The organism is Fibrobacter sp. UWT3, from assembly GCF_900230125.1.
GTDB lineage: Bacteria > Fibrobacterota > Fibrobacteria > Fibrobacterales > Fibrobacteraceae > Fibrobacter.
Genome location: NZ_OCSS01000002.1, coordinates 519,320 through 541,686, shown reverse-complemented (window position 1 = coordinate 541,686; position 22,367 = coordinate 519,320). Strand labels below are relative to the sequence as shown.

24 protein-coding genes are annotated in these 22,367 nt (G+C 54.7%); 4 read left to right on the top strand and 20 right to left on the bottom strand.

Annotated features, from left to right (window positions below):
- Nucleotides 1-33: 33 nt before the first annotated feature.
- Nucleotides 34-1,905 carry an LTA synthase family protein gene (locus CRO08_RS10035; protein ID WP_097036080.1) on the top strand — a complete coding sequence of 624 codons (1,872 nt, stop codon included), beginning with the start codon at nucleotides 34-36 and terminating at the stop codon, nucleotides 1,903-1,905.
- A 20-nt stretch (nucleotides 1,906-1,925) separates the two neighbouring features.
- On the opposite strand, the gene CRO08_RS10030 is transcribed toward CRO08_RS10035, so the two are convergent.
- Nucleotides 1,926-3,203: an O-acetylhomoserine aminocarboxypropyltransferase/cysteine synthase family protein gene (locus CRO08_RS10030; protein WP_072807659.1), complete on the bottom strand. Its 1,278-nt coding sequence runs from the start codon at nucleotides 3,201-3,203 to the stop codon at nucleotides 1,926-1,928.
- A gap of 241 nt (nucleotides 3,204-3,444) precedes the next feature.
- Between CRO08_RS10030 and CRO08_RS10025 the strand changes: the two genes are divergently transcribed.
- Nucleotides 3,445-4,359: a DMT family transporter gene (locus CRO08_RS10025; protein WP_097036079.1), complete on the top strand. Its 915-nt coding sequence runs from the start codon at nucleotides 3,445-3,447 to the stop codon at nucleotides 4,357-4,359.
- A gap of 18 nt (nucleotides 4,360-4,377) precedes the next feature.
- Here the strand turns inward: CRO08_RS10025 and CRO08_RS10020 are convergent, their stop codons facing one another.
- Genes CRO08_RS10020 through CRO08_RS09995 form a run of 6 tightly spaced genes read right to left on the bottom strand, consistent with a single transcriptional unit; the run spans nucleotide 4,378 to nucleotide 7,869 of the window.
- Entirely contained in the window at nucleotides 4,378-5,208 is an 831-nt protein-coding gene (locus CRO08_RS10020; protein WP_097036078.1) for an FISUMP domain-containing protein, read from the bottom strand.
- Between the two features lie 13 nt (nucleotides 5,209-5,221).
- Complete coding sequence (locus CRO08_RS10015; RefSeq protein WP_141398319.1) at nucleotides 5,222-5,689, bottom strand: hypothetical protein; 468 nt, start codon at nucleotides 5,687-5,689, stop codon at nucleotides 5,222-5,224.
- A 27-nt stretch (nucleotides 5,690-5,716) separates the two neighbouring features.
- A complete protein-coding gene (locus CRO08_RS10010) occupies nucleotides 5,717-5,956 on the bottom strand; it encodes a DUF1653 domain-containing protein (RefSeq protein WP_097036076.1) in 240 nt (79 codons plus the stop codon).
- A 55-nt stretch (nucleotides 5,957-6,011) separates the two neighbouring features.
- Nucleotides 6,012-6,884 (bottom strand): patatin family protein, encoded by an 873-nt coding sequence (locus tag CRO08_RS10005; protein ID WP_255252314.1) that lies wholly within the window; start codon nucleotides 6,882-6,884, stop codon nucleotides 6,012-6,014.
- On the bottom strand, nucleotides 6,881-7,420 hold the full coding sequence (locus CRO08_RS10000) for an NUDIX domain-containing protein (RefSeq protein WP_097036075.1): 540 nt from the start codon (nucleotides 7,418-7,420) through the stop codon (nucleotides 6,881-6,883). The genes CRO08_RS10005 and CRO08_RS10000 overlap by 4 nt, the downstream gene beginning before the upstream one ends.
- A 20-nt stretch (nucleotides 7,421-7,440) precedes the next feature.
- Entirely contained in the window at nucleotides 7,441-7,869 is a 429-nt protein-coding gene (locus tag CRO08_RS09995) for a hypothetical protein (protein ID WP_097036074.1), read from the bottom strand.
- A 134-nt stretch (nucleotides 7,870-8,003) separates the two neighbouring features.
- Between CRO08_RS09995 and CRO08_RS09990 the strand changes: the two genes are divergently transcribed.
- Nucleotides 8,004-9,149, top strand: a complete 1,146-nt coding sequence (locus CRO08_RS09990) for a serine hydrolase (protein WP_097036073.1) — start codon at nucleotides 8,004-8,006, stop codon at nucleotides 9,147-9,149.
- 379 nt (nucleotides 9,150-9,528) lie between these two features.
- On the opposite strand, the gene CRO08_RS09985 is transcribed toward CRO08_RS09990, so the two are convergent.
- The 13 genes from CRO08_RS09985 to CRO08_RS09925 all read right to left on the bottom strand — a co-directional run bounded on the left by CRO08_RS09985 (nucleotide 9,529) and on the right by CRO08_RS09925 (nucleotide 20,850).
- Nucleotides 9,529-10,002 (bottom strand): TraR/DksA C4-type zinc finger protein, encoded by a 474-nt coding sequence (locus tag CRO08_RS09985; RefSeq protein ID WP_072807652.1) that lies wholly within the window; start codon nucleotides 10,000-10,002, stop codon nucleotides 9,529-9,531.
- An 80-nt stretch (nucleotides 10,003-10,082) separates the two neighbouring features.
- A complete protein-coding gene (locus tag CRO08_RS09980) occupies nucleotides 10,083-11,000 on the bottom strand; it encodes an MlaD family protein (protein ID WP_176495120.1) in 918 nt (305 codons plus the stop codon).
- A 26-nt stretch (nucleotides 11,001-11,026) separates the two neighbouring features.
- The gene (gene hprK / locus CRO08_RS09975; RefSeq protein WP_097036071.1) at nucleotides 11,027-12,058 is read right to left on the bottom strand and encodes an HPr(Ser) kinase/phosphatase; all 1,032 of its coding nucleotides are present in this window, start codon (nucleotides 12,056-12,058) and stop codon (nucleotides 11,027-11,029) included.
- Nucleotides 12,059-12,061: 3 nt separating this feature from the next.
- On the bottom strand, nucleotides 12,062-12,379 hold the full coding sequence (gene raiA, locus CRO08_RS09970; protein ID WP_072807649.1) for a ribosome-associated translation inhibitor RaiA: 318 nt from the start codon (nucleotides 12,377-12,379) through the stop codon (nucleotides 12,062-12,064).
- A gap of 176 nt (nucleotides 12,380-12,555) precedes the next feature.
- On the bottom strand, nucleotides 12,556-14,241 hold the full coding sequence (gene rpoN, locus CRO08_RS09965) for an RNA polymerase factor sigma-54 (protein ID WP_097036070.1): 1,686 nt from the start codon (nucleotides 14,239-14,241) through the stop codon (nucleotides 12,556-12,558).
- Nucleotides 14,242-14,249: 8 nt separating this feature from the next.
- Nucleotides 14,250-14,987: an LPS export ABC transporter ATP-binding protein gene (gene lptB / locus CRO08_RS09960; protein ID WP_072807647.1), complete on the bottom strand. Its 738-nt coding sequence runs from the start codon at nucleotides 14,985-14,987 to the stop codon at nucleotides 14,250-14,252.
- Nucleotides 14,984-16,375 carry a hypothetical protein gene (locus CRO08_RS09955; RefSeq protein WP_141398318.1) on the bottom strand — a complete coding sequence of 464 codons (1,392 nt, stop codon included), beginning with the start codon at nucleotides 16,373-16,375 and terminating at the stop codon, nucleotides 14,984-14,986. Before CRO08_RS09955 ends, lptB begins: the two co-directional genes overlap by 4 nt.
- Nucleotides 16,372-17,352 carry an LPS export ABC transporter periplasmic protein LptC gene (gene lptC, locus CRO08_RS09950; protein ID WP_097036068.1) on the bottom strand — a complete coding sequence of 327 codons (981 nt, stop codon included), beginning with the start codon at nucleotides 17,350-17,352 and terminating at the stop codon, nucleotides 16,372-16,374. The genes CRO08_RS09955 and lptC overlap by 4 nt, the downstream gene beginning before the upstream one ends.
- 126 nt (nucleotides 17,353-17,478) lie before the next feature.
- Entirely contained in the window at nucleotides 17,479-17,952 is a 474-nt protein-coding gene (locus tag CRO08_RS09945; protein ID WP_097036067.1) for a 2-oxoacid:acceptor oxidoreductase family protein, read from the bottom strand.
- Nucleotides 17,953-17,964: 12 nt separating this feature from the next.
- On the bottom strand, nucleotides 17,965-19,632 hold the full coding sequence (locus tag CRO08_RS09940) for a thiamine pyrophosphate-dependent enzyme (RefSeq protein WP_097036066.1): 1,668 nt from the start codon (nucleotides 19,630-19,632) through the stop codon (nucleotides 17,965-17,967).
- Nucleotides 19,633-19,699: 67 nt separating this feature from the next.
- Nucleotides 19,700-20,035: a hypothetical protein gene (locus CRO08_RS09935; protein WP_097036065.1), complete on the bottom strand. Its 336-nt coding sequence runs from the start codon at nucleotides 20,033-20,035 to the stop codon at nucleotides 19,700-19,702.
- A 96-nt stretch (nucleotides 20,036-20,131) separates the two neighbouring features.
- A complete protein-coding gene (locus CRO08_RS09930; protein ID WP_097036064.1) occupies nucleotides 20,132-20,464 on the bottom strand; it encodes a hypothetical protein in 333 nt (110 codons plus the stop codon).
- A complete protein-coding gene (locus CRO08_RS09925) occupies nucleotides 20,461-20,850 on the bottom strand; it encodes a hypothetical protein (RefSeq protein ID WP_097036063.1) in 390 nt (129 codons plus the stop codon). Before CRO08_RS09925 ends, CRO08_RS09930 begins: the two co-directional genes overlap by 4 nt.
- 118 nt (nucleotides 20,851-20,968) lie before the next feature.
- On the opposite strand from CRO08_RS09925, the gene CRO08_RS09920 reads away from it, so the two are divergent.
- Nucleotides 20,969-22,360 (top strand): IS3 family transposase, encoded by a 1,392-nt coding sequence (locus CRO08_RS09920; RefSeq protein ID WP_097035733.1) that lies wholly within the window; start codon nucleotides 20,969-20,971, stop codon nucleotides 22,358-22,360.
- Nucleotides 22,361-22,367: the final 7 nt, after the last annotated feature.

Below are 22,367 nucleotides of genomic sequence, written 5' to 3'. Positions count from 1 at the left end.
CTAGGCACAATCGCTTTTTTGACCTTCACGGCGATGGGCTATATCGTGGCAGGCATCCCCTTCGGCATCGCCTTTGCCCTCATCGGCTGCAAAAAATTTGAAACGACCCCGCAAAAGAACACTACCTACACCTTCATCTGGTTTTTCATAGCCTGCTTCCTTTCTACCCAGGTCTCGCAGAGTTTTGCCGACACGCACATCGGGCTCGTCATTATTGCGCACTGGAGGAACTTTATAGCAGAACTCCTGATGCTTGCTACATTCCCGCTGCTCCTGCTGGCCATCACGCTAAAGCCGAGACTTTCATTTGCTGTAGGCATCATTCCATTTTTGCTCCTTTCCCTTGCGAACTACTACATTTTCAAATTCCGCGGGAACGAGTTCACCCCTATGGATTTCTTGGCCATCGGGATTGCAAAAAACGTCGCTGGCAACTACAATTTCGGCTGGACATTCAACCCCACCTGCGGGCTGTTCTCGTACCTGCTTATTTTGCACATGGGCTTCTGCCTCAAGCCCGCACAATTCAACAAGCGAAAGCTTGTACGCATTGTTTCTGCCATCTTGTGTGTGGCGGCGGCAGGCATTTCCATCGCGAGGCTCCCCTCCGTCTACGTGATGAGCTGGGAAAAGATGGGCTCGACCCACAACGGGTTCCTGGTCAACTTCTTCGCGCAGATTGTCACCACCCTCAAGCAGGTTCCGGAAGGGTATTCCTACGAGATAACAGAAAAAATCGCCGAGCGCTACGCCGCACATCCCACCGACTCTGCCGCCAGCACAGTTCCCGCTAGCACAATTTCCGCCGACTCTACACGCGCCGACTCCACTGCGGAGCGCCCCTCCATCATCGTCATCATGGACGAAGCCTATGCCGACATCAGCACATTGAACCCGGAATTCGGCGACACGCTTTTCTACAAGACGCTCCACAAGAACACCGTCAAAGGGCTCGCGCTTTCGTCCGTCTATGGCGGCGGCACGGCCAACTCCGAATACGAATTCCTGACGGGCAATTCCATGGCGTTCTTCAACCACGGCATATCCGTCTATCAGATGTACATAAAGGCGCCCGCCTACTCCATGGCCACCTACCTCAGGGGGCTCGGCTACGAGACCATCGCCACGCACCCGTTCCATAGGCAGGGCTGGTCCAGAGAAACCATCTGGCCGCTTCTCGGTTTCGAAACTACCACCTTCCTGGAAGATTACCCGCAAAAGAAAATGCTCCGCGGCTACGTGAGCGACCAGGAGATGTTCGAATACATCATCGACAAATTCAAGCACAAGAAAAAGCCGTTGTTCCTTTACGGCGTCACCATGCAGAACCACAGCGGCTATATTCCCGACGGGAAAAGCCAAAAGCTCCAGGTCTCGCTAAAGCAATACCCAGGATACCCCGACGCAGAACTCTACACAGGCCTCATCCGCGAATCCGACAAGGCGCTAAAATACCTGCTGCACTATTTTGAACAAGTTAAAGAGAAAGTCGTCATTGTATTCTATGGCGACCACTTCCCGGGGCTAAACAAACATTTCTACATAGACCTCTACGGTAAAAATTTCGCAACCCTGAAGGACCGTCAAAAGTTGTACAAAGTACCCTTCTTCGTGTGGACAAACTACGAATCAAAATCCGTAGACGTACCCCTGACAAGCCTCAACTACCTGGGCAACTATGTGTACAAAGTCGCAGGCATTGGGCTGCCCGCCTACAACAGGTTCCTGAACGACATGCAGCAGCAAATCCCCGCCATGAACTCCTGGGGATTCTATTCCACAGAACACCACAAGTTCCTCAACTACAACTACGCCAGCGGCAAAGAAAAAGAAATGCTGCAAGAATATAGATTCCTGCAGCACAATTCCATCTTCGACAACAAGCGGAACAAAGTGTTCTTCTAGGCGCTTATGCGCCGTTTGAATTACACTTTATCAAGTGCCTGCGTAAGGTCGGCGATAATGTCTTCGACATTCTCGATACCCACGCTGAAGCGGATCAGGTCCGGAGCGACGCCTGCTTCGATCAACTGTTCGTCGCTGAGCTGGCGGTGCGTGTGGCTTGCCGGGTGCAGCACGCAGCTGCGGGCGTCGGCCACGTGGGTCACGATGCAAATCATCTTGAGGTTGTCCATGAACTGGATGCTCTTTTCGCGGCCACCCTTGATACCGAACGTGAGCACGCCGCACGGGAGCCCGCCCTTGAACTGCTTCTTCGCAAGTTCGTGGTACTTGTTGCCCTCGAGGCCCGCGTAATCGACCCAGGCCACCTTCGGGTGGTTCTGCAGGAACTTCGCGCAGGCGAGAGCGTTCTCGCAGTGGCGCGGCATGCGCAGGTGAAGCGTTTCAAGGCCAACGTTCAGGAGGAACGCGTTCTGCGGAGCCTGGATGCTGCCGAGGTCGCGCATAAGCTGGGCCGTAGCCTTCGTGATGAAGGCGCCCTTGCCGAAAGCCTTCGTGTAGGCAAGGCCGTGGTAGCTCGGGTCCGGTTCGGTGAGGCCCTTGAACTTGTCGTGATGAGCTTCCCAGTCAAAGTTTCCGCTATCCACAATGCAGCCACCCACGGCCATCGCGTGACCGTCCATGTACTTGGTGGTGGAATGCGTCACGATGTCCACGCCGAATTCGATCGGGCGGCAGAGAATCGGAGTCGGGAACGTGTTGTCCACAATCATCGGCACGCCGTGCTTGTGGGCGATGTCCGCGAAGCGCTTGAGGTCCAGAATCTTGCCGGCGGGGTTTGCCACCGTCTCGCCGAAGAAGCACTTGGTGTTCGGGCGGAAGGCCTTCTCGATTTCCTCGTCGCTGGCATCCTGGTCCACGAACGTGCATTCGATGCCGAGCTTCTTCATGGTAACGCTGAAGAGGTTGCTCGTACCGCCGTAGATGGCGCTGGTGCTGATGAAGTGGTCGCCCGCCTCGCAGATGTTGAACACGGCAAAGAAGTTCGCCGCCTGACCGGAACTCGTGAGCATCGCAGCGACACCGCCTTCCATGGCCGCAATCTTGGATGCCACAGCATCGTTGGTCGGGTTCTGCAGGCGCGTGTAGAAGTAGCCGCTGGCCTTTAGGTCGAACAGGTCGGCCATCGCGTTGCTGGACTCGTACTTGAAAGTGGTGCTCTGGTAGATGGGGAGGACGCGCGGTTCGCCGTTTTTCGGCTGCCAGCCGCCCTGTACGCACAAAGTTTCGATCTTAGACATTTTTGCCTCTTGTTTGTTATAGCCTTAAAATATAGATAGTGAGGTATGTTAGACGAAAGACGATAGACGAAAGACGAAAGATAATTCGCCAAAGGCCGTCGCCACAATCGCAAAACATTCCTATCCGTTCGATAGGCAAATATAGAAAAAGACTATACCTTGTCAATGCATTTATGCAAATATTTGCATAAATTTAAAATCGACCGACGGCTAAGCATCCCTTTTTCTATCTTTGGCATCGATGACACCCTCACGCAACAACATAGCCCTCTGGCATATCCTCGCCATCGCGACGATTGCGTTCTGGGGCACGAGTTTCGTGAGCACGAAGGTGCTGCTGAACCACGGATTCAGCGCGGTGCAGATTTTTACGTTGCGGTTCGCGGTCACCTACCTTATCCTTCTCGCTGCATCCCACAAGCAATTCCGCTGCCAAAACTGGAAGCACGAAATCATCCTGTTCGTCTGCGGTATCACAGGCTGTACGCTCTACTTCTGGGCCGAGAACACGGCGCTCTCGCTTTCGCCCAGCAGCAACGTCTCGCTTATCGTGTGCACGAACCCGCTGCTCACCATGATTTTCGGGGGCATCCTGTACAAGGCGGAGCGCCTCGGCAAGCGGCAGGTTGTCGGGTGCCTGATTACGTTTGTCGGGATGGTGCTCGTGGTGCTGAACGGCAAGTTCATCCTGAAGCTTTCGCCCGTAGGCGACATGCTCGCGTTCACCTCGTCCGTCATGTGGGCGGTCTACTCGCTTGTGGTGCGCAGGCTCAACGGCGTGTATTCTACTTTGTTCATAACCCGCAAGATGTTCTTTTACGGGGCGCTCATGTCGCTACCCGCGCTATTCTTCGAGGCGGGTGGCGATATCCACAAAACGCTCGATATCCCGTGGCAGAACTTCGCGGAGCCGGTCGTATTGTTCAACTTCGTCTGCCTCACGGTTTTCTCGTCGCTGCTCGGCTACCTCGCATGGAACAAGGTGCTGAAGCAGCTCGGCACAGTGCTCGCGAGCAACTACATCTACGCCATCCCGCTCGTCACCATCATCACGGCGGTCATCGCCTTGGGCGAGCGCATCACGCCTGTCGCCATCGCGGGTGCGGTAGCGATTGTCGCGGGCATGGTCATGGCCGAGATGAAACGCGGTTCCTAGTCCGCGGTTCCAGATTTACTAGTCCTTGACGCAACGCACGGCGTAGGCGAAGTACCCGCGCTGTATGGATTCCTTCTCCATGTCGTACTGGTTCGAGAGTATCCAGGCGTAGTGATTCATGTTGTCTTCGCCCCAGAAATAGGCCTTGGTGCCCTCGCCGTCGCATTCGCCGGTCTTGGCGCGGTAACCTGCCGGGATAGCGGAGAACCCGCTTGCGTTTGTGGCCGTTACGTTGTCTCCAAAAATCGTATTTTCCCACTCGCCCACGGCGCGCAGGGAGCCGTTGTCGTCACCGAATTCGCTCTTCGCCGTAGTGGTCAGGTCGCGCCAGTCATCCGCAGTGGGGAGGCGCCAGCCTTCGGGGCACACAGCCGTCGCGGCGTATTCCTGGTAGAGGCGGCCATACTTCGTGCAGTTCGCCGGAATGCCGTCATAGCAGAAGCTAGAATCGATGGAACCCGTGGCAGTAGCACTGTTGTCAAAGTTCAGGTTCTCGGCCATCCAGGTGAGGTTGCCGATTTTCACGGTCTTGTAGTTCTTGCTGTCGCGGGAATCGGTAAACGTGCCGTATTCCACGTTCGAGACGGCTGCGCTAGATGAACTGGACGCGCTTGTCTCGCTGCTGCTCGATTTTTCGCTACTACTCAGAACGACGTCCTTCGGTGTGACGCTGGAACTTGAGACCAAAATAATTTCGCCATAACTAGTAGGGCCATCGCTGTCGCGGTCATACGCATTCGAAGAGGCGGGTTCGTTTTGCGGGCCGGAAGACGAATCGGAATCGCACGCGACAAGCGCAATCCCGAATGCAAGTGCCGCGGAGGCAGCGGAAAACTTTTTGAAATCCATTTGTTTCTCCTTCTTATTTTACAGTCCTGATAGCCTTTCTTGGGGCTATCGTGAAAATAATTTTTTTATCGTCCTTTTTCAATTCTTCCATAAAATCTGGAGATATATCACCAAAAAAGAAGCCATGTCGAAGGTATATGTTATAATCAGAATTTGTCGCAGTCAGTCTATTTAGTTTATATGTATAATTCTTCGTCTTCACCATCGAACCGTCTACGAACTCATTATTTTCAAACATTTTTTCCAGTCGGAAACCGGAATCATACAGGAACCTTGCAACCGCATGGTCATCGCCTATCAAATACACGGAAGTCCCTTCATGGCGAAGAACTACACCATCGTACCTTTTTTCGTATTTTACCTGACATCCCTTTTGGCAAACTTCTATCCGTTCACCCTTGTAATAGAACGAATACAAATCCGACTGTTCTGCATGGGCAAACAGGCAGAATAACAAGATGAAAAAAATTTCCTTCTTCAAACTATACATTTCTCAAATCGGAGGCAATCAAATTTCCGTAAAGCGGTCCATCTCGACGCCATCGGGGAGCATGACGCGGCTCTCGAAATCCTTACGGGAGCGCACCCAGAGCGTTCCCTTCGGGTGGTCGGGAGTCTCGTACTCGCTGCGGTACACCACGACGGGTTCAACCGTTTCGCAGTCAAGGGCATCAGCAGTAATGACCGTATAGATCATCGTATCTTTCTTGTAATGGCGGTACCTGCGACCGGGAATTGCTTTAGACATAGGTTCTTCTCGACTAGATTCTTCGACTCCGTTTCACTCCGCTCAGAATGACACGTCATTTACTCTCTAAGAAATTCAACAGCCTCGGCATGAGGGCGGTCGCGTCTTTCACGCCCAAATCGTAGAGGCGCGCGAGCTTGGACTTGTCCTTTTCGAGGCGCGAGATATCGAAACTTTCGCTCGGGCGGATACGGAACGCAGTCCCGCGATTGCACCATTCATCGAGCGTTTTCAGGCACTCGTTATAGCGTATGTGGCGCGTCCTTACCGCCTCGATAAACTTCGGGTACTTGCGGTAGATGATTTTGAACAAAGGAACAAGCGAGTTCGGTTTCTTCACGTAGCCCTCGGGCTGCGTCACGATGACGACCTGCTTTTCAAAGCCCTTCTTCGCCATGATTTCGAACGGAATGCTGTCGGCGACACCGCCATCCAAGAGCTTCATACCGTCGACTTCCACGATGTGGCTCATCAGCGGGAGCGATGCCGACGCACGGATCCTGTCCATGCCTTCGGGCGTGTCGAGGTCGCGGGTCAGCAGGTAGGCCGCCTCGCCCGTTTCCAGGTTCGATGTCGCCGCATAGAAATCGGACTCGGCCGCATTCTCGCGGAACTTCTCGAAATCGAACGGGTCTATAACGTAGGGAATCTGCCTGTAGCAGTAATCGACCTCAAAGAATTCGCCGGTGCGGATGAGATTCCCCCAGCCCATGTAGCGCTTGCTTGCCGAATGGACGACATCGATACGCCTGTTTCTTTCGCGCTGTTCCGAGAGGTAGCTGCACAGGTGCGTGGCACCCGCGGACGTCCCGGCATAGCCGCCGAACTTGAGGCCGTTATCGTGCATTACGTCGAGCACTCCCGACAGGTAGGCGCCGCGCATTCCGCCGCCTTCAAGCACGAGGGCCGCATTCTTGTACATCGTCATTTCGCGTTCTCCATAAGCCACTGGTAATCTTTCGGGTGATTCACGAACTTTTCGGGGTGCAGCTTGCGCTTCGCGAAAAATTCATCGCGCGTCATCCAGACAAAATCGTCGACTTCACCGGGTTGCGGCACAAGCGATTTTGCCTCCTCGTCCGTGAGGGTCGTCTTGTAAACGTCGTAGTATTCGTTATCGAGGTAGCTGCCGCCGTTGAGCACACTCTCGTGTGTCGCCTCGAATAGATATTCGAGGTCGCGCGAACTTTTTCGCACGCCAAGTTCTTCGCGCAGTTCGCGCACGGCGGCGTTCACGCTGGTATCGCCCGCAGAGATATGCCCCGCGCAGCTCGTGTCCAAGAGGCCGGGGTTATTTTCCTTCACGCGGGCCCGCAACTGGAAAAGAATTTTCCCTTCGCGGTTGAATGCCCAGATATGTACCGTGCGGTGCCACAGGCCTTCCGCATGCACGCGCGTGCGCCCGCAGGAATAACCCGCAGGGGTGCCGTCGGCGTTCAGGATGTCAATTTGCTCTTCTTGCATAAAAGACAAGATAATAAAAACTATCTAGCAGCAGAATCCTCGCGACCATCGATATCGGGGTCTATTTCCACGATTACGTGTATCGCTTCCCCTTCCCATTCTTCGGGGCATGCGTTGTCTTCACGCTTGGATACGGACATCATCTTGGCTAAAGTCGACTTTTCTTCCCAATAGCCGTAAAACAAGGTGCCGTAAATATCATCCCCTCTCTTGAGGTCGAAGGTATGCTGGCAGGGGGTTCCCTTGCTATGGACATAGACACACCTATCGGTATTACGGCAAACGATACTGTTATCCACATAAAAATCGTATACCCCGCCATCTTCCGCTACGATGATGATGTCCTGGGTGTCTTTCTTAACGTTCAGCAATATGGCGCAGCCGGTGAGGTCAAGCACCGCCGCTAAAAGGACAAACAGAACAAAATATTTCGCAATAGACTTTTTCATAATAAACTCGCAGAGCCTTATTTTAATAATATAATCTTTCAAGGAACAGAAAGAACGCCGCTAATCGCCCCAAAAAGTAGTCTGTCGGGCAAAATAGTATCAGGGTCTTTCACAGGTTTGCTATAATTCAAGCCATGGCATTCAACGAAAGCAATATCGAAAGGCTCCTTTCGCAGGGGGAATCCGCCGGGGTGTTCCACAAGGCGGTCGCGGGATTCATTCTGCCCGACGGCACCACGCGCACGGTCGCGCTCAATACGCCCGCAGATACGGTTTTCGACATCGCGAGCCTCACGAAGGTCTGCCCCACGTCGACACTCGCCCTCTGCTACATTCTGGAGGGCAAGTTGCACCTTGACGATCGGGTAATCAACTACATTCCCGAATTGCAGACAAACTACCGCGAAGACATCCGCGTTTTCCACCTGCTTACGCACAGCCTGGATTACCGCGTGCCCATGAAGACATTGCGCACGCTCCCGCCCGAAGGTATCCTGAATGCCCTATTTACATACAAGTTCGCAAAGGCGCCCGGAGCGGATTTCAACTACGGGAACCCGGCCAGCGTGCTGCTCGGGATTATACTGCAGCGACTTACGGGCAAGGACCTGCAACAGCAGGGCCGCGAGCGGTTCTTCGAGCCGCTCGGCATGACGCGCAGCGGCTGGGACCCGCTGACCCGCGAGTGGAATGCGATACCTCGCAAAGAAATTGCCCCGACGGAAATATGCGAGTTCCGCGGGCGCGAGATTTGCGGGGAGATTCACGACGAGAGCGCGTGGGTATTGCGCAAGCTTTTCCCGGTAGGGAGCGCCGGCATGTTCAGCTGCGTGCCCGACCTGCTCAAGTTCGTGAAGATGGTCATGAACGACGGGATTGCAGCCGGCGCGAACGGGAGCGAAATCCGCGTTGCACCCGCGGACATATTGAAGATGGTCAGCGAGAACGCGTTTATTCGGGAAGGTGCCGCACAGTTTTTGCCGGCAGGCAATTCTACTTCGGGAGATTCTACTGCGGGAGATTCGCCGGCAGGTGCTGCGAACGGCGCCTGCACAGCCCTCGGCTGGGAACTTGCCCAGGGCAAGTTCATGGGGTCGCGCGTGTCGCCCCATGCGTTCGGGAAAACCGGGTTCACCGGGGCGAGCATCGTCGCCGACCCCATCGCCGGCGCCGCAGTCGTGCTTCTCAGCGACTTCACGTACCCGCACCGCGAGGCAAACGCCGACCGCATCCACGCCTTCCGCGCATCGCTTGCCGACGCGTTTTTCGGCGCAGTTTAATAAAAGCAATCCTAGACGCAGTTTAAGACCAGCGAAAAGTCCGCAGTCAAATTGTGATTTTCAAAAGCGCCTTTTTGCGGTTTTGGCAGACCAAATACCCCCAAACACAACATTTAGTCTGTCATTTTTCAAACAAATTAAACGATTTTGAGCCTCAAAAGAGGGGTATCCGCCATTTTCAGCCCCTTTTTGCCCCCACAACCACCATTTTCGGGGCATTCGTTTACATATAAACTATAAAACAGCAGACTAAACGTGCGCCTTCCACCCATTTGGTCTGCTTTTTTCCAAAAAACCGCTATAAACAAAAAGATCCCCGGCCGGAGCCGGGGATGACATTCATAAGCCGCGCATTTTTTTCCGCGCAATCGGCCAGCAACTACCTTCCAGCGGCCCTCTTCTGCATTTCCTTGCGCTGCGCTTCGGCGAAGAGTCGGGCCATTTCCATACGGTTGTTTTCCTGTTCCTTCTTCTTCGTCTCTTCCTTGCAGTTCACGCACTTGGTGGCAGTCGGCACTGCCATGAGGCGGGCCTTCGGGATAAGCTTCTTGCAGACCTTGCACACGCCGAACGTACCGTCGTGAATGCGCTTCAACGCCTCTTCCAAGTACACAAGGTACTTGCCTTCGCGGGCCGCGAGCGAGAACGTGGTCTCGAGCGTGTTGTAGTCCGTCGCGGAGTCGGCGCTGTCGGAATCGCTACCGTCGCCCGCCTGGTTCTTCTGGCCCTGGAACGAACTTGCCCTTTCAGAATCGCTCTGAGCCGTCACCAGCTGGCGACGTTTCTCGATGAGCATCTCCTCGAAGAACTTCAGGTCGGCATCACTCATTTTAGCGGGTTTCTTTTCACTCATGGCACGCTCCTTTCGTAGAGTCGGTTATACACATTATATGCGGAAAATATCTTTTTTTTTACAAAGTGGTACAATTTTTTTTAAAAAATATCCACATTTAGTTTCAATCCGCTCTTTTTTATATCGGAAATCAACTTGTCTATGTCAAGCGAAATCCGGTCAAGTTCCCGAACCAACTTTCCCTTGCCTGTAACGACCAGCCCGGCCGTATTGTCGGTCTTGTCCACTTTCGCGGCGACCGCATCAAGTTCTTCCTTGGTGGCCTTCACCTGGGCCAGCACGCTATCTACGTGGGCAAGCATGGCAGAACCCTTCTCGACAGATACCGCCCCCTTGGAGGCAGCATCGTCAATCACGCCGCGGACCTTCTGGAGCGTGGATTCGGCCTTGTCGAGCACCGCCTGCGCGTCGTTGCGCGTCTCCGTAACCAGGTTCTCTCCCGCACGCACCAGGTTCTTGCCCTTCTTCACGATTCGTTCCATCTTCTTGCCCGACGTACCGATCGTAAGGGAATCCTTCAGGGCGACCACCATCTGCCTCATCGTGTCGAGGTCGGCAATCGCGTTCAAGAACACCATCCCGACACCCGCAATGCCGTCGTCATAGGCGCCCAGCACGGTATCGCCGTCTGCAATCCAGTCATTGTCATCCGCAGTCAAGATGTTCATTTCGCGTTCGCCCATAAGGCCCGCGTTGATGAGCCTGAACTCGGAATGCCTGGAAATCTTCGCATCGGCAAGCACTTCCACCTTCACGAACACGGCATCGTCGGTCAGTTCCACCTTCAGGATCTGGCCCTTCGCGATACCGCGAACCACCACGCGGTTACCCGGCGAGAGCGTTCCAACTTCCTGGTAGCTCACCACAAAGCTGTAGCGCGCGTGGTACGGGCTCGAGGGGTGGTAGAAGTACCATCCAAAAACACACGCCAACACCAATATCATGAACACGATAAAGGGGAACAGGTTTGCCTTGATTGTCTTCAGGAGCTGGTTCATCGGCGGGAAAGATAGCATTTATAAGGTTATTCGTAGAGCGACCAGTGTTCGATGTCCATTTCTTGCAGGCCATCGGTGTACTCGCCCTTCGCTTTCGCCTTGATTTTCTTCATCAGGTCCTCGTTGAAGTCGCGGGCCACGTCCTGGCCGTTCATCTTCATGAGCGAATTCATCGCGATAACCTCGGAAATCACGGTAAGGTTCTTGCCCGGCGCCACGGGGAGCACAATCTTCGGGATATGGACCCCCATCACGACCTCCTCCTGCTCGTTGAGGCCCGTGCGTTCGTACCGCACGTCGCGCTGCCACGGCTGGAGTTCAACGATCACCTCGATTTTCTTCACCTTGCGGATGGCGTGGATGCCGAACATGGAGCGGATATCGAGAATGCCCACGCCGCGGATTTCCATGTGGTGGCGTATCAGCGGGTCGGGGCGCCCGATAATCGCGTTCCCCACGTGACTGATGTGTACAACGTCGTCTGCAACCATGCGGTGCCCGCTTTCCACGAGTTCGAGCACGCATTCCGACTTGCCCACGTTGCTATCGCCAATAAAGAGCATGCCGATGCCGTACACGTCCACGAGGCTCCCGTGGATAATGGAGTGCGGCGCAAAGAATTCCTCGAGAATCCTCTGGGCAACCTTGTTGAACTCGTAGGTATGCAGCGTGGTGGAGAACAGCGGGATATGCAGCTTGGAGCACATCTCCTTGAGTTCGGCATGCGGCATCTGCGCGTGGGTCACCACCCACATCGGGGCACGGAAAACGGAGAGGTTCTCGAACACCTTCTTGCGGCCCTCGGGCCCGAGGCTTTCGAGGTAGTTCCATTCCGTATGGCCCACCACCTGGATCTGCTTGGAGCTGTAGACCTTCGTGTAGCCCGCCATCGCAAGACCGGGGCGGTGGATGCCGCTTTCGGCGATGTTCGTGTCGAGGTCGCCTTCCGGGGAATGGAGCGCGAGCTGCAGGTCCTTTCCGAAATGTGCAAAAAAGTCCCGCACCGAGAGTTTTTCCCGGTGCAGGATCTTGATGTCTTTCAACCTGGATTCAGACACGGCTTACGTCAGGTTGGAAACGGGTTGTGCGCGGTGGTCGTTCTGCTTGTCGTTCGCCTTCTTCAGCTGGACCTTCACGCGTTCGAGCGCCACGTCTACCGCCTTGCCCATGTTGTCTTCGTCGGCAGAGCCCACGACCACGGAACCGGTAATGTTCACGGTGATTTCGCAGTGGCGCTGGTGTTCGACTTCGTGGTCAAGGATTACGGAAGCATTCGTGATGTTAGGGTAGAACTTGGCCAACTTGTCCATTTCTTCCTGAATACGGTCCTGGAGACCTGCAGATGCGTTGAAGTGACGAGCAGAAAACTGAATATCCATATTGATACCTCCGTAAGTAAAGATGGCATTTTTTGCAAGGCCGTTCGCCTCGCATCTAGAGTATATACATCTTTTTTTCCGAAAAAAACAAGTAAATGAAAGTTTTTTTACGAATAATTAATCCGAATTGGAATATAAGGGCCCCAAAATGGCGAAATTTGCCCCAAAACGGCTTTTTAGAGCAGCTTTCGCTGGCGGGCGGGGAGTATCTTGAGGCGTTCCTCGCGGTATTTTGCCACCGTGCGGCGCGCCACCTGGATGCCCTGGGCAGCCAGGGCGTCGGCGATGGCCTGGTCCGAGAGGGGCTTTTTCTTGTTCTCGCCGTCCACCAGGTCCTTGATGGCCTCGAGGATCCGGGCCGAGCCGACGACATCCTCGTCACCCTCTTCCCCGGCGTTCACGGCCGGGCCCAGCGGAGCATCCTCGGCGGCAGGCTGCACGCCCGCGCGCTTGCCCTGCTGGCGCACGCCCGAGGTAAAGAAGTCCTTGAGCTCGAATATCCCGAAGGGGGTCTCCACGTACTTGCCGTTAGTCACGCGGCTAATCGTCGAAAGGTCGCGCTTCACCTCGCTCGCGATATCTTGCAGCACCATCGGCTTTAAAAATGCGGGGCCGTTCTTGAAGAATGCAGGCTGCCGCTTCACGATGGCCCTCATCACGAGTTCCATGGTAGAGAACCTGTTGTTTGCCGCACTGATAAACTCTTCCGCCTTGCGCTTGTTGTTCTGGATGTACTCGCGCGTTTCCTTGTCGAGCTTGGAACCGTCGGTGAGCATGTCGGCATACAGCTTGTTTACGTGAAGGCGCTTGACCTTCTTCCAGGAATCCTGCGTGCATTCCACCTCGAACCTGCCACCCTTGCGTTCCACGCGCAGGTCCACCTGCTTTATCTGCGTGGGCGCGTTGGAGATGAGCCTGCCCGGGTGCGGCGTAAGCTTCGAAATATACCGGACGGCCTTCTGCACGTCATCGACCGGGACGGAGAGCGCCTTCGCAATCTTCGGGTAGCGCAGTTCCATCAGGTCGTCGAAATGTTCTTTTAGTATACGGAGAGTGAGTTCCGGGAAGCCCTCAATGTACTGCGCCTGGATAATGAAGGATTCCTGCATCCCGCGGGCTCCGATACCGCGGGGAGTGAACCCCTGCAGCACGTGGAAAGCCTCCGCCACGGGCATGCTCGCGCTTTCCAGCGGAATCTCGTCGCGGATTACGCGTTCCATCTCCACAATAAACTTGTCCTCGCCCCTATCGGCGGCCATCTTCATCATCACTTCGTCGGGCGCACCCTGCAAAAAACCGTCCTCGTCGAGGCTATCGATAAGGTACTGCACCAGCGTGCGGAAGTGTTCCTCGGAGCAGCCCTCGTCCTTGAGTTGCTCCACCAATAGCGAATTGCCGTTCCAGTCGCGCAACTGGTCGCGGAGGTTATCCTGCAGGCTCTTGTCGCGGTCCTTCTGCGGGCGGTCCCACTCGTCCGAGGCATCCTTGGAAGGCGCGTTTAAATCCTTGAACGGAGCGTCCTCGTCATAGGACCCGTCAGTCAGGCGGCGCTCCATGTCGGTATCGATAACGTTGTCCGAAATGTCGTAATCGTGGTCGGCGGTATCCTCAAGCGTTCCGCTCTCAAAATCCATCTCGCGAATTTCACCGTCGTCGCCCGAATCGTCCGCACTCTCTTCGGCACCCGTATCCTCGGGCACCTCATCGTCCATTTCAAGGAGCGGATTTGCCGAAAGTTCCTCGTTGATGGCGATATCCAGTTCCTGCGAAGTCTTCTGCAGAATAGCAGCCGCCTGCAACATCTGTGGCGAGATGTTCTGCTCGAGTCGCTGGGACTGTCCTATTTGCATGCCTAAGTTCATCAAAACTCCTAGTCCAGGCGGAAACTGTCGCCCAGGTATATACGGCGCGCTTCCGGGTCGTTCGCCAAGTATTCGGACGAACCCTCGGTCAGCACCTGGCTCTTGTACATAATGTAGGCACGGTCGGTAATGGAAAGCGTCTCGCGCACGTTATGGTCGGTAATGAGGATGCCCATGCCGCGGTCCTTGAGCCCCGAAATGATGGACTGGATGTCGGCAACGGCAATCGGGTCGATACCCGCGAAAGGTTCGTCAAGCAAAAGGAACGAGGGGTCGCTCGCGAGCGCACGCGCAATCTCGAGGCGGCGGCGTTCGCCACCCGAGCAGCTCATGGATTTCGTCTTGCGGATATGCGTAATCTTGAATTCCTCGAGCAGCTGTTCCAGGCGCATCTTGCGCTCGCGGCGCTTGAGGCCCTGCGTCTCAAGAATAGCCATTATGTTGTCTTCAACGGAAAGCTTGCGGAAAATGGAAGCCTCCTGCGGGAGGTAGCCCACCCCGAGGCGGGCGCGCTTGTACATGGGCTTGTCCGTCATCTCGATATCGTCGAGGAATATGTGGCCCGAATCGGGGCGCACCATGCCCACAATCATGTAAAAGGAAGTTGTCTTGCCGGCACCGTTGGGCCCGAGAAGCCCGACGATTTCGCCCTGCGAAACGCTGATAGACACGTCGCTCACCACCTGGCGACCGCCGTAGACCTTGCGGAGTTTGTCCGTACGGATTGTACTTACCAAGCTTTTCATGGAGATTCTTCCTCCTTCCTTTTGGTTTCCTTCGCGCGTTTTATCATCTTGTTCATCGAGGGCCTGATCGCACTCGGCTTGCGGCGCTCCTTCTTATCGTTGCCACCACGCAATTTTGTCAAGCCGGTCGTATCGGAGACGCCGGCAGCCGCAAGCGAATCCCTGAGTGCCTTTTCCTTCGCGGCCTTCTCGCGCTGTTCCTTTTCGAGGTCCACGTAGCGCCCGCTCGCGATGGTACTGCGGCCAAGCAGCCTGAGCGTCTTTACCGCATTCTTGAGCGGGTCGAACACGATGTTGATGGTATCGCCCGCCGCCTCGTTCTTGCCCGAGACCGTGCGGTCCTTCTTCACGTAGAAGTAGGTGCTCTGCGCCTTGCCCGAAACGACGGCGTGGTCCATCTTGCCCTTCTTGAAATACATGTCGAGGCGGTTTCCGTCCATCAGGTTCCTGTAGTCGGGCAGGTCCGTCTCGTAAAAGAATCCCTTCGCGTTCAGGTTCACGTACAGGCGCTCAATCTTGTTGTCCTTGAACTCGCAGAACAGCGTATCGCCGAACGCTTCCGTCACGTTGCCGGGAGCGTTCTTCTTCGGGTCTTCCTTCGAGATGCCGTGCGCGTTCCTTATCACGAGCGCCGAGGTGAGGGTCTTCTTGTTCTCGTCAATCGTGAGGTAGATGGAATCGCCCGTGAGGTGGTAGTTCTTCATGTCGAACGTAGGGTTGCCCTTCAGCGAAAGCCAGCTGTTCGCGCGGTCAAAATAGCCCGTATCGCAAGTGACCACCATGTCGCTCTGCGTCACCTTCACGTTCTTGTACGCCTCGGCAAAGGAGGCCTTCTTATTGTAGATAATCTTGTTCGCCCCGATGGTGAGCGTGTCCGTACCGCCGTCCTTGCGTTTTTCGTACTGGTACAGCTTGGGCTTCTGCGGCATCGTGAGGATTTCGTTCTCGCGGTCGTATTCCAAAAAGTCACCCGTAAACCTGTACGAGCTTGCGGAGTCACCCGCGACTACATCGCCCATCGCGGTGGCAAGGCTCTGCTTTTTGCGGTACATGCCGCTCTTCGCCTGGATAAAGCCCGAGGGGTGCGTGAACAAAAAACCGCCGTCGCAGTTCACAACTTCCGCATCCTTGTTCCAGGTGGCGCGCTGGGTGCGGAACTGCACGCTATCGTGCACAAAGAACACGCGGCCCTCCAGCAACAGGGAACCCCGCTTGCGCGCGACGGAAAGGTTATCCGCATGCTTCATGATAAGCGGGGACGACTGCGCGAACGCACCTACCGGGAGGAGCAATGCAAGTGCAAGCAGGATGGCGAAAACCCGCAGGCAGGCCCGCGGGTAGCGACGCCCCCGCAGTTCAAGACAACGTTGTCCAAACGCCTGCATCATTCGCGCCTCTTTGCCCGCGGGCGCGTTCCCCCATTCGGGTCTGCGGCAGGTTCTTCTTGAGGTGCAGGCATCGCGGCAGCATCTTCCGTAATTCTCTCGGAAACACCCCGGCGTGCAATCGACTTGAAGCGACCCTTCTTGCCGGAATGCGCGGAATCTGCGGGAGGCGCGGCATTAGGCGCAGTCCTTACCGGCGGTGCACTAGCCGGAGCGACTTTCGCGGGCTGTGGCGGCGCAGTTTTAGCCGGCGCAGTTTTAGCCGGCGCAGTTTTAGCGACCGGAGGCGGGTGCGCCACGGCAGGCGCCGCCGTAGAATCGGGCTTCTTCTCGAGTTCTTCCGCCTGCTTCTTGTCCTCTTCCTTCATGCGCTTCGCCGCATCCTGGAATATACCCGTCACGTTCGAGAGAATGCGCCAGTTGTCCATACGCGCGTCGCTCTCGAATCCCTTGCCCTGCAGCACGTCGCCATCTTCGGAAACCACGCGCACGTAGCTGTCGGTACGCACCATGTTGTCGCGCTTGTTCCACAAAAGCGAATCCGCACGCACCGACGCCCCCTTCGGGGTCAGCGCGTACACGTGCCCGTAGGCATACACGTAGGTAAAATGCATATCCATGCGGCCCGAGTCCGCACGCAAGAAGGCAACGCGTTCGCCCACGGAATCGTAGATATCTACGAGCACCGGACGCATGAACACCACCTCCTTGTCGGACCAGCGTTCCAGATACGCGGTCTTCAATTTCCACGAGAGAACGTCCTTGTCGTAGCAGTCCAAAAGCGTCGTGTCGGTGAACAGCATCTGCGGACGGTCCACGTGGATCCACGGCTTTTCTTCTTCGATTTCTTCGCAGCCCATGAACAGGGCCACGCACAGCGCCACAGGCACAACGGCATAACGCGGTCCGGGCATACACCGAGAACCGCGGTACAGCGCACTTTTCAGCGCGCGCAGTATATACTGCAAAAACCGTGCCATGATTACAAATTACAAATATTTAGGGGTCAAAAACGGGCTAATTCCAAAAAACAACCCCGGAACGAGTCCGGGGCGACAATGTGTAAAATGTCTTTAGATCCTTCGACTTCGCTCAGGATGACACCATTACCCTTCGCGGCCAAGCATGAACGCTTTCTTGTTCCCTTCGTGGAACTTTTCGGCGAAGAGCTTGTTCAAAGCGACAGTCCACTGTTCGACAGTGAAGTCGAAGTGCTTGCTCAGCTTGCCGAGCATCGCGACGTTCAGGGCCTTCACGTTTTCGAGTTTAGAGACGTCGATGTCAGCCGGAGTGAGGAGCACGCCGCCCTGCTTGAGGAAGGCTTCGTTCACCACGACCTGCGTCTCGTCGAATACCACCAGGTAGTCGGCTTCGCCCGTCGGGATCATCGGGGACTGCACCTCTTCGCCCTTCGCGAAGCGGACGTCGCTTGCGATGGAACCGCCGCGCTGGCTCATGCCGTGCACTTCGGCCTTCTTCACGTCGTAACCCTGTTCGAACACGAGTTCCGCCATCACGTCGCTCGCCTTGATAACGCCTGTGCCACCGAGGCCGGCAAATTTCACGTTAACTACGCTCATAAAAACTTCTCCTTAAAAGTTGCCGTTCTTCTTGGCGGCGGCTTCGGACTCGGCGAGAGCCTTTTCCGCCTTTTCCTTGTTGGCCTTGTCCCAGGCGAGGATGCTCTTGAGGGCAAGAATGCAGGGGCTCTTCGCCACGATGAGCGTGAGCTCGTCCTTCTCGAGAGCTTCCTTCACGAGTTCCTTGAACTTCTCGGGTTCCTTGACCTGGTTCACTTCGTACACGTTGTCGAAACCGGCAGTCTTCGCGATGGCGCCGTAGTCCAGCTTGTAGGCCGGGCTGTGGTCCAGATGGCGACCCGTACCCGGGTGTTCCTGCTGGCCCGTCATGGCGGTGATGCTGTTGTCGAGGATGACGACCACATGGCCGGTGTCGGGGCGGTTGTAGCCCGCTTCCACGAGGCCGGTGATGCCACTGTGCACGAAGGTGGAGTCGCCAATCACGGAGACGACCTTCTTGGCCTGTTCGCGCGGGAGCACGTTGCGCAGGCCAATACCCATGCCGATAGCGGCACCCATGTCAATCATGTAGTCCATCGCGCTGATAGGCGGGAGAGCGGCGAGCGTGTAGCAACCGATGTCGCCGGAGACGATGCAGTCGAGTTCCTTGAGAACCGCGAAGGAGCTGCGGTGCGGGCAGCCCGGGCAGAGCATAGGCGGCTTGCCCTTCACCGGAACCGGGTCCGGATTCTTGTCGCCAGCGATAATGCGGCGCACGCGGTTCACGTCAAGTTCGCCGAAGCGGAAAATCGGGTCGTACTTGCTTTCGCACTGGATGCCCGCGGCCTTGATGTTCTCGGCGAGCCACGGGTCGTTCTCTTCGATCACGAGCAGGCGCTTGCCTTCAAACTTCTTCGCGAAATCCTTGATGAGCTGCATCGGCAGCGGGTACGTCATACCGAGCTTGAGGATGCTTGCTTCCGGGGCGGCTTCACGCACATGGTGGTATCTGATGCCGCTCGTGATAATGCCCATGTCGGCGCTGCGCATTTCCACCTTGTTCGGGCCTTCGGCCACGTTCCAGGCTTCCATCTCGTCCATCTTGGCGCGGAGCTTGCGGCCCGCGGGCTTACTGAAGCCGGGCACCATCACGTGCTGGGCGATGTTGCGTTCGAAGTTCGGCACCATCGCCGGGAGTTCTTCCTTCGGGACGACGATGGACTTGGAGTGGTCCACGCGGGTCGTCATGCGGAGGATTACCGGAATCTTGAACTTTTCGCTGGTCTGCATGGCGATGCGGAAGAAGTCGTAGGCTTCCTGCGAGTTGCTGGGCTCGAACATCGGGCAAACGGACGCCTTCGCGTGGTTGCGGGTATCCTGTTCGTTCTGGGAACTGCCCTGGCCCGGGTCGTCGGCAACGATCCAAACCATGCCGCCATCCACGCCCGTGTAGGTCGCGGTGTAGAGCACGTCGCTTGCCACGTTGAGGCCCACCATCTTCATGGTGACCACGCTGCGGGCATGGCCAAAGGCTGCACCCAGGGCCACTTCGGCGGCGACCTTCTCGTTCGGGGCCCACTGGGCATACCCGCCGAGTTCAGAATAGTCCTCGAGGATTTCGGTAGAGGGGGTTCCCGGGTAGCCTGCGGCAAACTGCACGTTGCAGTGGCGCATGGAAAGCGAGATGGCCTCGTTTCCCGAAATCAGCATCTTTTTCGCATTCGGATCAAAAGCTGGCATAGCGTTCCTTTTCTTGTGTCAAATGGTTCTTAAGGCACGGCCTTAAACGCACGGAAATATAGAAAAATTAGGCGGAAGCAGCGTTGTCGAGCACCACGTTCACGTAAGTCTGGTAGGGGATGCCCACGGCGGCGGCCTTGCGTTTGATCGATTCCACCGTCTTGACCTTGAGCCTTATGGAATACATCTTCTTTTCTTCCTTGGCCTCGGCAATGGCGCGGCTGATGCGTGCAATGGATTCCTCCAGCGTCTCCGACTCATGACCGCCGGTGATAACCATCGGATCTCTCATCGAGGTGTCGTTTTCAAGCGCTTCAATCTCCTCTTTAGACAAGAAATCGTCAACCAGCTTGAACCCCTTGGGCAGCTTAATCTTCTCGCGCTTTTTGCACTTCGTCTTCATGAGCTCTCCTTACAGTTATTACGCACCCTCCCTATTGTAGAAAATGTATATACACTTGTCAATACACATTACAATACAAATTGTAATACACGCTGTTCACTCATCATCATCTTCGGCGATTCTGAGCTCTTCTTCGTACATTTCCTTATGCGGAGCATATTCGCTAGGAATAACATACGACAGGTATTGCAAGAAATTCCTGTAATCCTCTTTCGCGAACTCGCTACCCATGCCAGAAACGCCTCCAAGTACAACATCTGAATAGTGGTCTAGTACATGGAGATTCCGTTCATGGCGGAACATCAATCTGTACATCATTGCGGCGGCTTGATCCTGATGCTGGCTCATAAGTTCATTAAGCCCAGCTATTGATTCCAAGAGTTCCTTAGGCAACTCAAGTTCTTTCTCGTTCTCTGCTTTTTTCTTCACAGTAATTCTCCTTTATTTGGTTCATAGTTATCTACAATCAGCACCGATTTCTTCGCCATGCCGTAAATCTGCGCGTAAGCGACGTCCGCCTCCAATTTCTGACCGTTCAGAATCAGGAAGTGCCTATAGGTACTCGGGTCGATGATGTTTTCCATGACTTTTTTTAAGTCGGATTCCCTGCGGTCCATGGCCTCGAAAAGCGAGTCTATTTTATGGTCATGTTCAAGAAGCCGACGATCTTGCTCAATTTCCTTGCCTTCCACACGCACAAGACGGCTGGAAACATCGCCATTTTCAAGCATATAGCGACGCATTGCGACAAAAGCATCCATAATTGCAATGCTCACTCGAACGGCAGTTTCACTTCGAAGGACTGCAGAAAGCATAGCAATTCCTTGTTCCGTAAATACATAGGGCAGATACTGACGTCCTCCCCTAGTTTCCTTTTTTGAGGTCACAGATGGGGATGCGGACGAATAGTTGGACACAACTAGAGGACGCATCATGCATTTTACCGAAGATCAAATCGCCAAGGCTTTGGAAACATTTCATGATTTAAAGTCGGCAACAAAGGTCGTTCGAAAACTCGGATATCCATCGACAAAACAGTTGTACAAGTGGATAAAAAAGGAAGGCCAACCGCATCAGGAAAGAAAACACCATAGGATTATAAACACTCCAGAACATCCGCCACACGCTCCTTTCAATGTTAAGCTAGAGGCCATCCGCAGATGCTACGAAATGGGCGAACCTATGATTTCTGTCGCCAAAGATATTGGATATACGTACGCAAGTATCTATTATTGGTATCAGGACTATAAAAAATACGGACTTATGGGACTGCAGAACAAACCAAGACCAACGAAGCGGAAACCGGAGAAGGAAAAGGATCTTTCTTCCGAAGACGCGAAGGCGCTGAACGAGAAAATCCGAAGTCTCCAGCTAGAAGTTGACATATTGAAGGAGACGCTGAACATAATAAAAAAAGACCCAGGCGTTGACTTGTCTGCCCTTCGCAACAGGGAAAAAACACAGCTTGTCAACGCCTTACGCAACCGCTACAAATTAAGGGATATCCTACTTGCATTGGGAATGTCCCGAAGCGTCTATTACTACAACGTAAAACACCTGAATGACCGGAACAATAAGGACCTTCAGTTGCTAAAAGAACTTGTCCCAATATTCGACGAGTCCAACAAAACTTACGGCTACAGAAGAATCCACAGCGAACTTTCAAAAACCGGAAAGAAAGTTTCCGAGAAGGTTGTCAGACGCGCAATGAAACTCGGCAACCTCATCGTCTACAAACCCAAAAAACTGAAATATAGTTCGTATAAAGGCGAGATCACACCCGCCGTTCCCAATATTCTCAATCGCAATTTTCACGCCGATGCACCCAATCAAAAATGGCTGACGGACATAACGGAATTTCCTCTACACGACGGCAAAGTGTACCTATCACCGATTATCGACTGCTTCGACGGGGCACCAGTGTGCTGGACAATCGGGGAGTCCCCTAATGCGACCCTTGTCGACGAGATGCTGGACAAGGCCGTCGCGACACTCCACGAGGGCGAAGCCCCGATTATCCATACAGACCGAGGGAGCCATTACAGATGGCCTGGATGGATCGAGAGGATGAAGAAGTACGGCTTGACTCGCTCCATGTCAAGGAAGGGCTACACTCCCGACAATGCCGCCTGCGAGGGCTTTTTCGGTATACTCAAGAACGAGTTCTTCTACAGCAGAAATTGGAGAAAAGTCGACAAGGAAGAGTTCAAGGCCGAGCTTGAAAAATATCTGGAATGGTTTTGCACGAAACGGATAAAGGTCGGGCTCAACGGAATGAGCCCAGCGGATTACCGGAAACTATATTTGGACAAACAATCTGTCTAAATTATTG

Excerpts from the sequence above, each read along its gene's own strand:
- CRO08_RS10035 (WP_097036080.1), top strand. The coding sequence starts at position 34 with ATGGGCTATATCGTGGCAGGCATCCCCTTCGGCATCGCCTTTGCCCTC.
- CRO08_RS10030 (WP_072807659.1), bottom strand. The coding sequence starts at position 3,203 with ATGTCTAAGATCGAAACTTTGTGCGTACAGGGCGGCTGGCAGCCGAAA.
- CRO08_RS10025 (WP_097036079.1), top strand. The coding sequence starts at position 3,445 with ATGACACCCTCACGCAACAACATAGCCCTCTGGCATATCCTCGCCATC.
- CRO08_RS10020 (WP_097036078.1), bottom strand. The coding sequence starts at position 5,208 with ATGGATTTCAAAAAGTTTTCCGCTGCCTCCGCGGCACTTGCATTCGGG.
- CRO08_RS10010 (WP_097036076.1), bottom strand. The coding sequence starts at position 5,956 with ATGTCTAAAGCAATTCCCGGTCGCAGGTACCGCCATTACAAGAAAGAT.
- CRO08_RS10005 (WP_255252314.1), bottom strand. The coding sequence starts at position 6,884 with ATGACGATGTACAAGAATGCGGCCCTCGTGCTTGAAGGCGGCGGAATG.
- CRO08_RS10000 (WP_097036075.1), bottom strand. The coding sequence starts at position 7,420 with ATGCAAGAAGAGCAAATTGACATCCTGAACGCCGACGGCACCCCTGCG.
- CRO08_RS09995 (WP_097036074.1), bottom strand. The coding sequence starts at position 7,869 with ATGAAAAAGTCTATTGCGAAATATTTTGTTCTGTTTGTCCTTTTAGCG.
- CRO08_RS09990 (WP_097036073.1), top strand. The coding sequence starts at position 8,004 with ATGGCATTCAACGAAAGCAATATCGAAAGGCTCCTTTCGCAGGGGGAA.
- CRO08_RS09985 (WP_072807652.1), bottom strand. The coding sequence starts at position 10,002 with ATGAGTGAAAAGAAACCCGCTAAAATGAGTGATGCCGACCTGAAGTTC.
- CRO08_RS09980 (WP_176495120.1), bottom strand. The coding sequence starts at position 11,000 with ATGAACCAGCTCCTGAAGACAATCAAGGCAAACCTGTTCCCCTTTATC.
- raiA (WP_072807649.1), bottom strand. The coding sequence starts at position 12,379 with ATGGATATTCAGTTTTCTGCTCGTCACTTCAACGCATCTGCAGGTCTC.
- rpoN (WP_097036070.1), bottom strand. The coding sequence starts at position 14,241 with ATGAACTTAGGCATGCAAATAGGACAGTCCCAGCGACTCGAGCAGAAC.
- lptB (WP_072807647.1), bottom strand. The coding sequence starts at position 14,987 with ATGAAAAGCTTGGTAAGTACAATCCGTACGGACAAACTCCGCAAGGTC.
- CRO08_RS09955 (WP_141398318.1), bottom strand. The coding sequence starts at position 16,375 with ATGATGCAGGCGTTTGGACAACGTTGTCTTGAACTGCGGGGGCGTCGC.
- lptC (WP_097036068.1), bottom strand. The coding sequence starts at position 17,352 with ATGGCACGGTTTTTGCAGTATATACTGCGCGCGCTGAAAAGTGCGCTG.
- CRO08_RS09945 (WP_097036067.1), bottom strand. The coding sequence starts at position 17,952 with ATGAGCGTAGTTAACGTGAAATTTGCCGGCCTCGGTGGCACAGGCGTT.
- CRO08_RS09940 (WP_097036066.1), bottom strand. The coding sequence starts at position 19,632 with ATGCCAGCTTTTGATCCGAATGCGAAAAAGATGCTGATTTCGGGAAAC.
- CRO08_RS09935 (WP_097036065.1), bottom strand. The coding sequence starts at position 20,035 with ATGAAGACGAAGTGCAAAAAGCGCGAGAAGATTAAGCTGCCCAAGGGG.
- CRO08_RS09925 (WP_097036063.1), bottom strand. The coding sequence starts at position 20,850 with ATGCTTTCTGCAGTCCTTCGAAGTGAAACTGCCGTTCGAGTGAGCATT.
- CRO08_RS09920 (WP_097035733.1), top strand. The coding sequence starts at position 20,969 with ATGCATTTTACCGAAGATCAAATCGCCAAGGCTTTGGAAACATTTCAT.